Raw genomic sequence first — 10,854 nt, 5'->3', positions numbered from 1 at the left:
ACAGCCCTGCTTACAATTTTCAAAGTAAGCAGGGCTGGCCCTTGGTATACTTAAAGATACGAAAATTGTGCGGAACCTGCAAGGCCTTCAGGTTTAATATCGAACATCGAACGTTGAATAACGAAGTAAAAGATTCGATGTTCGATATTCAAAATTCATTATTCGATATTATTTCTTTTCTTCCTTAAATTTACCAAGCCATGGAAGCAAAGCCCTATCTGCAGCAAATATCGCTTAAGCGCGAGTCGGTGCCGTCATTTGATGCGTACCCTTTTCATATACCCGCGGTAAAGAATTTGTCGTCGATGGCTTTTCACCGGGATGTTACTTTTATTATAGGCGAAAATGGCTCGGGTAAATCAACGTTGATAGAAGCCATAGCCCTGCACCTGGGCTTTGGTATTGAAGGCGGCAGTAAAAATGTACAGACGAAAACGCATCAGAATGCTTCGGGTTTGTTTGATTACTTAAGCAGTGCCAAAAGTTATCGCAAACCTTCTGATTATTTCTTTCTGCGGGCCGAGAGTTACTATAATGTGGCCACATACCTGGAAGAACTTGACAAAGAAGGAAATACAAGTTATGTGCAAAGTAATTATGGGGTCAAATCCCTCCATGAGTGCTCGCACGGCGAATCGTTCATGGCCACGCTAACCCACCGGCTTTCGGGCAATGGCCTTTACATTTTTGATGAGCCCGAAGCGGCTTTATCGCCGGCAAGGCAATTGGCTGCCCTCTCGGCCATTCATGAGCTCGTACAAGCCAATTCGCAGTTTATTATAGCTACCCATTCGCCTATTTTACTCGCTTATCCCAATGCAGTTATTTATCAGTTGGATGGGAAAGGGATGCATAAAGTAAAGTATGAAGAAACCGAGCACTTCCAGATCACCCAATACTTTTTGAACAATCACGAAGCAATGACCCGGACGTTGATGGGCGATCCCCTGAATCTTTCGTAAAAAGGAATTTCAATGAAATGGCGCTGTCCGAAGTCAGAGACTTTGGACAGGGGGGAATATAGGGTGTCATGCTGAGCCTGTTGAAGCATAGTGGGTAGGCCTCTGCGCGCGGATCTTCGACAAGCTCAGACTGACAGGCTGTTTTTTCTATATGGCTGAGGAATTAATTGAATATGTCATTGCGAGCGTAGCGCGGCAATCTCTTCGCGTTCTCATTGATAAGAATAGTGAGGAGATTGCTTCGTCGTTCCTCCTCGCAATGACATAGTTGTTAGTAGCTCTACTATTCACCTGTTTTTAAATAACAATAATTATTTATTGTAAAACAATAAAATATATTTGTTTTGCAATAAAGTATGTTTATTATTGTATCACTAAACCGTAGATGAAATCATGAAGATTAAAATCAATACCAACCTGGTGGTTAACTTATTTATAATAGGTGTAATTGTTTTTTACATCATTATAATAGGTGGCAGCTTTTTCTTTACCAGCGGTAATACCATTATTCATGGCAAAACGATGCCTGGTGATAGCTATAGCTGGAATAATCATTTGCCCGACATTGATCCTTCTGTTTCTACCGAACTACCTTATGCTCAATATCTGGCCCTGAAAAAGAAGATCGAAATCACACGCCTGTTAAAAAACGGCGAGTTTTTTAATGTGGGTGGCGCTCAAATGGGCGGATTGATGGGCATGAGTGGCGGAATGCTTTGCGATACCTGTACCGTAGATCTCAATAAAGGGAATATACCGGGTATAAAACAATACTACATTGAACTTCCCGGCTGGAAGGTAAAGCATGCCACCTTTGACTATTATAATTTAGATTCTGTTGTATTTCATGTGGAGCATAAACAATCCTATATTCGGAAAGCTATTGTTGACAAAATAGTACCCCAAAAAGATGGATCGAAAAATTACCAGATCCACATGGCAGATATTCCGGTGAAATTCAGATATAATACCTTGCAGAACCATATCATGATACCCGTAAGTGAGCAGATAAGAAATACAGTAAATATTGTTCTGTTGGGTGTTGTGATATTAGTTGTTGTTTACATATTTTACCTGGTAGCGGCATTTTTGAAATTCATTGTTGATGTATCCAAAGGCTTTTCCTTTACCAGTGAAAACGTTTTCCGTTTAAAGCTTATTTCCCTGAGTTTATTGGGGTTCCCGATAGTGTCGTTTTTACTCAACCTATTGATGTATCCAGTATTCAGTAGTTATTTTACAGATGATGTTGTATTGAATAGCAGGGCATGGAGTAACGACTGGAAAATTATAGTTGTTGGAATTATATTTTTACTGCTGTATAAAGCTTTTCGTCAAGGGAAGAAATTAAAAGACGAACAGGATCTAACCGTTTAACGATGCCCATAGTTGTAAATCTGGATGTTATGATGGCCAAACGAAAAATGTCGTTAACCGAGCTGAGCGAAAAAATGGGTATTACCATGGCCAATCTGTCTATCCTGAAAACTGGAAAAGCCAAAGCCATACGATTAGAAACGCTGGATGCCATATGCCGGATCCTGAACTGCCAGCCAGGCGATATATTGGAGTATGTGGAGTAGGGTATTTTAAATACAGGGTGTCATGGTGAGCTCGTCGAACCATGGTGGGGAGGCCTCTGCGCTCGAGTCTTCGACAAGCTCAGACTAACAGGCTTTTTTCTATATAGCTTAGGTATTAATTAAATATGTCATTGCGAGCGATAGCGTGGCAATCTCCTCGCGTTCTCACGGATAAGAACAGTGAGGAGATTGCTTCGTCGTTCCTCCTCGCAATGACATGATTAGTTGGTTGGGGTGAGGCTTTATCCCACCAATCCCGGTATCTCTACCATTTCGTCAACATCTTCCTGGTAGTTTACACCGGGAACGTCAAAACCAAACAGGTTCAGGAAATCGGTTCTATAACCTTTCAGGTCGCCCAGGTCGGGTAGGGTTTCAGTGGTCGCTTCCAGCCATAATTGGGCTATTTGGGCTTGTACCTCAGGGTTCATTTCCCAATCATCCACACGGATCCTGCCCACAGCATCGGTAGGGATAACACCACCGGTGAACAGACGCTGCTCAAATAGGCGTTGTATCTGTTCAATACAACCTTCCTGCGTGCCTTCGGCTTTCATGATCTTATACAGCAGCGAAATGTACAACGGAATAACCGGTATAGCCGAACTTGCCTGGGTTACCAGCGCTTTGTTGACCGATACCAATGCTTTACCATTGATATCTTTCAATTGCTCGCTGATCTGTTTCGCAGTGGCCTCTAAATGGTCTTTAGCGCGGCCGATAGTTCCTTTACGGTAAACCTTTTCGGTAACTGCCGGACCAATGTAGGAGTAAGCAACAGTGGTAGCGCCATCAGCCAATACACCGGCAGCTTTCAGGTCGTTGATCCAGAATTGCCAGTCTTCGCCACCCATTACGGCCACGGTATTGGCTATTTCTTCGTCAGTAGCGGAGTTGATGGAAATTTCGGATACCACACCGGTATGAAAATCAACGGTTTTATTTGTAAAAGATTCTCCAATAGGCTTTAATACAGAGTTATGGGTTATACCGGTTTTTGGATTAGTACGACGGGGTGAAGCCAGGCTGTAGATCACCAGGTCAACCTGTCCGAGGTCCGCTTTGATCAGGTCGATAGTTTTTTGTTTGATCTCGTCAGAAAAAGCGTCACCATTGATGCTTTTGGCATATAAACCGGCTGCATGGGCCTGTTTTTCAAAAGCGGCGGTATTATACCAACCCGCAGATGCCGGTTTACCCGGAGCCGGTGGTTTTTCAAAATAAACGCCCACGGTGGCTGCACCAGATCCAAATGCGCTGGTGATTCTGGAAGAAAGACCGAAACCGGTTGATGCGCCAATAATGAGCGCTTTTTTGGTACCCGCAGGGTTGTTTTTTGATTTAACGTAATTGATTTGGTTTATTACGTTTTGCTCGCAGCCTTTTGGATGTGTAGTTAAACAAATAAAGCCGCGAATTCTGGGTTCAATGATCATAATGTAAAATTGATTTTAACAATATCGGGGGCATATATAAGCAAACTTTTCTAAAAATGGTTTAAAATTTTTAAGGAAGGAGGGAAAGGGGCTTAGAAGTGGTACGGTGATAACACCGACCACAGGCTGAATTTTTAAGGAAGGGGAGAAGTGGGTGGTTGAGAGAAGTATTTAGAAAAAATAAAAAGGCTGTCATTTCGAACGAGGTACGAGGAGAAATCTTTTTCGCCATGCAAGGGACTTTGTATGCAGCAGAAGATTTCTCCCTACGGTCGAAATGACAACCTTTTTATTTTACCTGTAAGGAACACACCCCTGCAGTCGCTCGGCTCCAGCCGAGTGACCGTTATTACCCGGCCTCCGGCCGCTGTATGGGACAAGGTCCTATTTAATTCGTAGGCCAGAGGCCTGAAAATAGTCGTCACTCGGCTGGAGCCGAGCGACTGCGAAATGGAGACACACCTACTGCCCAATCATATTCCCAGATACCTTAACATCGACACAATCTTTCAGCTCCAAACCTTTTTTAATATCAAAAGCCTTTTCTGCCTTGATGGTGTTGTTGTTAAAAATGATCCCCGAAGTGCTTTTAGCAGAAAGTACGTGCAAGCCTTGCAAGTTGAACTGGTTATTTGTAATAGTTATGTTTTGATGCACAGGGCCGTCTGATTGTTTGTTTTCAGGGCAGATGATGATAGCCGGCTCGCCGCATTGTATAAATTGATTATGCCGGATAGTTACGTTTTTAACCATGCCCGATTCATACCAGCTGGCGGCATCGTTGGCAATGGATATACCGCTCATGTGCGGATGCAGAAAAACGGTGTTTTCGATCACTGTTTTACGGCGCGAGGTGACCAGTATCCCCCGTGTAGGTATGCGGGCTACGGTATCGTGGTGGATCCAAATTTGGGGCGTCCAGGTTGTGTTTTCAATGACATCTGTTGGGTCGATATGCGCGGGAACAGGGGTTTTAAGCGTGAGCAGGAAATCTTTAGCATTGATCTTTTGCACTTGCACTACCACATTACTGTTATATTCCCGCAGGCTTTCGGCATGGATAAAGGCTATACTATCGCCTGGGGTAAAAGCATCAAAACCATAGGTTTGGTTATGCATAAAACGCACGAGTACCTGTTGTGGCTTTGTGGTGCTGATCACCCGTAAATAAGTGCCGTGTATGTTGATGGCATCGTCATTAGCACCTGATAAATAGGAATTACTGATCTCGATCTTGCCCCGGCAACCCGAAAAATGCAGGATATCTGCCCAGGCAGCGCAGGTGCGACCAGAGGCTGGGTCCGGCCGAACACTGATCCTATCCATGCGGATGTTCTGGCAAAACTGGCTCACCACACCCATGCCATGCATGAAATTGATGCGGATATTTTTGAGACTGATGTTTTTGCTGCGCTGCATAAATATGCCCGCGCAATCGCGGGTTACATCGCGGTTCTGGTATATCAAGCCGGTTTTAAAGCCCGGGTTCTTTTTGAAATAGGCGCGCACCGTGTTGTTGCCGGTTTCTGCATATCGGATATTGTCCACAGCAATATCAGTACGCTGCAGATCGCCGGTCGCAGGGTCAAGTACTTGCCAAAGCCAAAAAGGTTTGTGTTGCCAGCCTTCGCCCTGCCAGGTAAGCAGGCTATCCGTGATGCTGTATTTTGATTCGGGGTGGATCTGGAGATCGGCAAAATGATCACTGGTATTTAAAACCTGTAATTCCGATACGGTGGGGCGGTAATAATCATAAGTAATACCGTCGATGCTGATATTTTCGCTGTGGTCAATACAGGTTTCAATCATTTTACCGCGCAGTACTATTTTAGCACCCCGAGCTTTGATATCCACAAACCGGCATTTGTTTACATATAAAGCGATGGCTTTCATACCATCGGGTACATCATTGGTATTGGAGATCTGTAATTGTTTTTTTAAAGCACCGTCGGGATAAAAGTTATAAGTGCCCGGCGCGAAATTAACAGTAACGTGCGCCACGCTACTTCCTTTTGCATTTAATATTAAAGAGTTATGGAAATCGCCAGGGGTGATGATATTCACCTTATCGCCGGCTAAAAGGGTCAGCTGGTTGAGTGGGGCAAATGTTTTCCAGGCATGGCGGCTGTCTTTACCTGTATTTTGATCGTTGCCGGTTTGCGGGTTAATGTAATATATCGTTTTACTTTTCCCTGCTTGTGCCGGGATGGAGCAAAAAAGTATCAGCAGAAAAACAGGCAATATCAGGAGCAGGTGGTGTTTTTTCATATCGGGCAGAAAAATAGAAAAAATAGTGGCAGCGTTTATGATTATTTTTTGTTGTGCAACGCGCCGGAAAATTGTTTGTCATTTAAAGCAGAAAAGTATCACTATAAAAAAATTAAATGACCGACAACATGAAACCTAAGCTCATTTTATTATGCCTCATTGCCGTAGTATTCGGAATAAATGCGGCAAACGCGCAAGCACCGTCTGATAATGACAACACCCGCGTGGATACGGCTTTTGTTCCCCTAATTACGAAAGCTGTACCGAGCCCGTTTGAAGCTGAATACTCCGACACCGATCTGAAAAATAAAGTGGAGAACGGCGAGGTGAAAGAAAAAGTTAAAACCTATAGCAAAGTTTACCCGGCAGCCAGCAATGATGAGTTAAAAATAGAGAACAGCTTTGGCGAGGTATCTGTAAACACCTGGGACCGCAAGGAATTTAAGGTAGAAGTACAGATAAAAGTTTACGCCAATGTTGACGCCGACGCCGACAAATTTTTGGGTGTTATACAAATAAACGATAGCAAAACAGCCGGACTGGCATGGTTTAAAACGGTCATTGGCGATAGTGGCAGCCTGAGCCCCGAATTATGGAAAGGGGAGGGCAACACCCATATCAAAAAAATAGAGATCAATTATGTGGTTTACATGCCGGCAAAAAATATGCTGAGCATCAATAATAAATATGGCAACACCACTTTGCCAGATCTGCAGGGAAAGGTAACTATAAACAGCTTTTATGGCAATTTGAAAGCAAAAAGCCTGTCAAATCCGCTGAGTGAAATTAAGGTACGCTCCGGAGATGTTGTTATCGGCAGTCTTACAGGCGGTAATTTACAAATAGCCTATGGCAGCCTTAATATAACAGAAGGCGATAAATTGAATGCCGATATCAGCTATGGTCCGGTTAAAATAGGCACCCTGCACACTTTCGCAAATATTAAGGTTAAATATTGCGGTAAACTCCAGATAGCTGGTTTGGATAAAAACCTGAAAATGCTGGATATCACGGCGTCTTACTCCGGGGTAAAAGTAGGTATCGATAACAACGAAAACGCCAACTTTGATATCACCACCTATTATGGCTTATTTAATTACGATAAAGCCCACACCAGTATGTCGGGTAAAACACCGGGTTCTGAACCTCAAAAAAGTTACACAGGTCAGTTAGGTAAGGGTAACCCGGATAAAACCATCACCATCAAATCTAATTTTGGGCATGTAGATTTTAATTAAGGGTTTGGCTGGGAGCTTAGGGAATATAAAAAAGGCGATGAGTGTTTTACTCATCGCCTTTTTTATTAACTCAAAACTATAATTTTAATTTCCGTCGTACGTGTTATTCCTCAGGTCAACATCCGGCAATTCACGCTCTGGGTCGATCACGATAGATTTAATGGCCGATGTGGATGGATATTTAAAGGTCCACACACCGCCGCGCTGCCAGATGTTTACCGGCAGATGAAGCGTTTCGATTTTACCATTCGCCTGGGTGATCTTCAGATCAACCGGCATGGCCATTTTTTCTTTATTGGTTAGCGTGATCATGGCGCCGTTGGCCGCATCCTCTTTCACATACTTAACCGAAGTAATGGCCTGGTCAACTTTCCAGGTGGTGAAGAACCAGGGTTTCCAGAACCAATTCAGGTCTTCGCCGCTGGCATCATTCATAGCCCGGAAAAGGTCGTAAGGCAGGGGATGTTTGAACGCCCAGTGCTTGATATACTCACGGAAAGCATAATCAAAACGCTCGGGGCCAAGCACTACATTGCGCAACACATCCAAACCTAAAGCTGTTTTATTGTAGTACTGACCATAATCATTTAAGCCAATGGCTTCCGGTGCGGTCATTAAAGGATCTTTGCTGTTGCGATAGGAGGCCAGTATGTTCTGTGCTTGTTTTGATGGATCGGCATACTCGCCATTGTTAAACTGCTGACTGGCATACTCATTAATAAAGGTGTTAAAACCTTCGTCCATCCACATGTATTTGCGCTCGTTTGAACCTACGATCATCGGGAACCAGTTATGGCCTATCTCATGCGTAACATCGCCCCAAAGCTGACCTTTTTTGAAGTTGCTCAGGCAAAATATAGCGCCCGGGTACTCCATGCCCAAAGCCACGCCCGATACGTTAACGGCCGAGTTCCATGGGTATTCAAAATAAGCTTTGGAGTAGATCTCCATGCTGTTTTTCAGGTATTCCGTTGAACGGCCCCAGGCATCGTTGCCAGCACTTTCAACCGGGTAAGCCGACATGGCGATACCTTTACGACCCGAAGGGAAATTAACCTGCGCGGCATCCCATATAAAGGCATTGGAGGCGCCCCAGGCAATGTCGCGGGTGTTTTCCATTTTATAGTGCCAGGTTAAACTGCCTTTGAACGGACGGGTAGAGGCTTTACCAACTTCGCCAGCTTTAATGATCATTTCTGTTTTATCGCTGGTTTTGGCTTTGGCCAGTCGGCTAAGCTGGGCAGGACTAAGTACTTCTTCCGGATTTTGCAGATCGCCGGAACCCACCACGATCATGTTGGCAGGGGCGGTGATGTAATAATCAAAGTCACCATACTCGCAGTAAAACTCACCCAGGCCCATGTAGGGTAGGGTATTCCAGCCTTCTACATCATCATATACGCACATACGCGGGTACCATTGTGCAATTTCATATACATAACCTTGTTTGAATTTTTTACGACCCATACGGTCGGCGCCATAAAAAGGAATAGCAAAATCATAGTTGATCTTTACCTGTATTTTTTCGCCTTTACCATCCAATGGGGTGTTTAGACGCAATTGCATGCGCGCATCGGTGATGATCGGGGTTACGGTATAGGTTTCGCCTTTGTAGGTAACGGTAACTGAACCGATATGATACCCACCACGGCTAAATCCGCGAACATCAAAACGATCACCGGATACCGGGGTAGTTGCCGCTCCGCGTGAGTCGGGGCGGAATAGGTTTTGGTCCAGTTGCAGCCACAGATAATCCAGTTTATCTGTGCTGTTATTAGTATAGGTGATGGTTACTTCGCCGGTAATGGTAGTATCGCGACCTTCGTTCAATGTGGCTTTTATCTGGTAATCGGCACGGTTTTGCCAGTAATTAGCAGCTGGCTGTCCACTGGCAGAACGGGTGCCACCGCTGGTAACCGGCCAGGTAATAGGGCCAAATACATCCTGGTGATTATATTTAGAAGTATCGGCAGTTTGCGCTGCCACGGGTATTGCACCGGCTAATAAGCCCATGGCGCATAAAAAGTCGATCAGTTTAAAATAGCGCATTTGAATTTTTAGTAATAAAGGCGCAAATAAAGGGAAATAATTTGTGAAATTGGTAATTTGAATACTTAACCGATTGCGTATAAGCGAATTTTACCGTATGAGTAATGGTAATGTTACCTGATAAGTAATAATGACTGAGCAAAGCATAATTAACACTTTGATTTATAAATTTATTGGACGACATTCATGTAAGTATATAAATCATCCTAACCTTATGAAGTACTTACTGCTATTTCTGTTGTGTTTCTCCTCTGTCGCAACTGCTTCTGCTAACGCCATTGACAGCCTGAAAACAGATAACGACGTTTTGAAATTTATGCTTAAAGTTGATACCAATTTTGCTTATAAGGGTAGTTCTAAAATTAGCATAGTCCCTACCGATACCCTGCTTAAATTAGTAACATGTAATGATGTGGCACGCAGATGGGGTGTGAAAACCTGGCAAAAGGTAGATTTTAATCAGGATGGAAAAACAGACTTATTGGTTATGGTAAAGTGGGGATCTGCCTTTTATTTGTACGCGGTTATTGATAAAGGCACGGATTCCTTTAAAATATTAGGTTTATCTGAGGGCCACGGTCAAGATGATTGTCAAATGGCAAAACCTGTCATGGTCAACAAACAACAGATGCTTCTTTTTTATTCAAAAAGGTACAGAGTAAGTAAAGGTAAAAGAGAGTGGATTTATGATCTCAAACCAAGAACTGATACTCTAATTTTCAGGTACGGCGATTTTGTGGAGTATAACCCCAAGTCTGATCAATATCAGATCAGCTATTTTGCAGTGGAAACAAGAGGGTGTTATGGCGAATGCCCGATATATACGCTTCGTGTTTCAGCTGATGGAAAGGCAACATACCAAGCGGATGAGTTTAATCCGGTAAAGGGTAATTTTAAAGGTTCCGTCTCGGTTGATAAATTAAACGAGATCAAATCGCTTGTTAATTATATTAAAATAAAAAAACTACAAGATAATTATCGCGTACCATGGACAGACGATGCTACCGCGATACTTAAAATAGGGTTTAAAAATGGTTCTGTTAAAGAGATAACAGATTACGGCATGATCGGCACCCGTGGATTAAGTCAGTTGTATTATTTAATTTCTGAACTTAGAACGAGCGAAAAGTGGAGCAAAGTTAATTAGATGCCCTGTCATCGCTCTCTTCACCTGCGGCGGAAAGAGTGGGATATTCAAATAAAAAACGCGTCATTGCAAGGTACGAAGCAATCTCTATGCTATACAGAGTGATCTACTAATCGGGGATTGCTTCGTGCCTCGCAATGACGCGCGGAGAAAAAACTTTACACTAAAGCC

The 10,854-nt window shown here is 43.5% G+C and carries 8 protein-coding genes; 5 read left to right on the top strand and 3 right to left on the bottom strand.

All coding sequences use genetic code 11. From position 1 onward, the window contains the following. Positions 1-200 precede the first annotated feature (200 nt). The 3 genes from AC57BQ_RS12015 (at position 201) to AC57BQ_RS12005 (ending at position 2,545) form a co-directional block, all read left to right on the top strand. A complete protein-coding gene (locus AC57BQ_RS12015) occupies positions 201-962 on the top strand; it encodes an AAA family ATPase (RefSeq protein ID WP_496406517.1) in 762 nt (253 codons plus the stop codon). Between the two features lie 393 nt (positions 963-1,355). Further along, a complete protein-coding gene (locus AC57BQ_RS12010; protein ID WP_496406516.1) occupies positions 1,356-2,339 on the top strand; it encodes a DUF2975 domain-containing protein in 984 nt (327 codons plus the stop codon). A 2-nt stretch (positions 2,340-2,341) separates the two neighbouring features. Further along, positions 2,342-2,545 (top strand): helix-turn-helix domain-containing protein, encoded by a 204-nt coding sequence (locus tag AC57BQ_RS12005; RefSeq protein WP_090468668.1) that lies wholly within the window; start codon positions 2,342-2,344, stop codon positions 2,543-2,545. Positions 2,546-2,787: 242 nt separating this feature from the next. On the opposite strand, the gene fabV is transcribed toward AC57BQ_RS12005, so the two are convergent. Further along, positions 2,788-3,981: an enoyl-ACP reductase FabV gene (fabV, locus tag AC57BQ_RS12000; protein ID WP_496406515.1), complete on the bottom strand. Its 1,194-nt coding sequence runs from the start codon at positions 3,979-3,981 to the stop codon at positions 2,788-2,790. 462 nt (positions 3,982-4,443) lie between these two features. Beyond that, positions 4,444-6,249 carry an alpha-1,3-galactosidase-related protein gene (locus AC57BQ_RS11995; protein ID WP_496406514.1) on the bottom strand — a complete coding sequence of 602 codons (1,806 nt, stop codon included), beginning with the start codon at positions 6,247-6,249 and terminating at the stop codon, positions 4,444-4,446. 128 nt (positions 6,250-6,377) lie between these two features. Between AC57BQ_RS11995 and AC57BQ_RS11990 the strand changes: the two genes are divergently transcribed. Further along, the gene (locus AC57BQ_RS11990; RefSeq protein WP_496406513.1) at positions 6,378-7,487 is read left to right on the top strand and encodes a DUF4097 family beta strand repeat-containing protein; all 1,110 of its coding nucleotides are present in this window, start codon (positions 6,378-6,380) and stop codon (positions 7,485-7,487) included. Positions 7,488-7,571: 84 nt separating this feature from the next. Here the strand turns inward: AC57BQ_RS11990 and AC57BQ_RS11985 are convergent, their stop codons facing one another. Further along, the gene (locus AC57BQ_RS11985; protein ID WP_496406512.1) at positions 7,572-9,536 is read right to left on the bottom strand and encodes a M1 family metallopeptidase; all 1,965 of its coding nucleotides are present in this window, start codon (positions 9,534-9,536) and stop codon (positions 7,572-7,574) included. A 130-nt stretch (positions 9,537-9,666) separates the two neighbouring features. Between AC57BQ_RS11985 and AC57BQ_RS11980 the strand changes: the two genes are divergently transcribed. Next, positions 9,667-10,683, top strand: coding sequence for a DUF6438 domain-containing protein (locus AC57BQ_RS11980; RefSeq protein WP_496406511.1), 1,017 nt, complete (start codon positions 9,667-9,669; stop codon positions 10,681-10,683). The last annotated feature ends 171 nt before the right edge of the window (positions 10,684-10,854 follow it).

The sequence above is a fragment of the Mucilaginibacter sp. BGA-UO-ETr-C110 genome, assembly GCF_059567985.1.
The sequence above is the reverse complement of the archived record's forward strand: the minus strand, read 5'-3'. Positions and strand labels throughout refer to the sequence as shown.

Coding starts and splice junctions, on each gene's coding strand:
- AC57BQ_RS12015 (WP_496406517.1), top strand. CDS start 201: ATGGAAGCAAAGCCCTATCTGCAGCAAATATCGCTTAAGCGCGAGTCG.
- AC57BQ_RS11990 (WP_496406513.1), top strand. CDS start 6,378: ATGAAACCTAAGCTCATTTTATTATGCCTCATTGCCGTAGTATTCGGA.
- AC57BQ_RS11980 (WP_496406511.1), top strand. CDS start 9,667: ATGACTGAGCAAAGCATAATTAACACTTTGATTTATAAATTTATTGGA.
- AC57BQ_RS11985 (WP_496406512.1), bottom strand. CDS start 9,536: ATGCGCTATTTTAAACTGATCGACTTTTTATGCGCCATGGGCTTATTA.
- AC57BQ_RS12010 (WP_496406516.1), top strand. CDS start 1,356: ATGAAGATTAAAATCAATACCAACCTGGTGGTTAACTTATTTATAATA.
- AC57BQ_RS11995 (WP_496406514.1), bottom strand. CDS start 6,249: ATGAAAAAACACCACCTGCTCCTGATATTGCCTGTTTTTCTGCTGATA.
- AC57BQ_RS12005 (WP_090468668.1), top strand. CDS start 2,342: ATGCCCATAGTTGTAAATCTGGATGTTATGATGGCCAAACGAAAAATG.
- fabV (WP_496406515.1), bottom strand. CDS start 3,981: ATGATCATTGAACCCAGAATTCGCGGCTTTATTTGTTTAACTACACAT.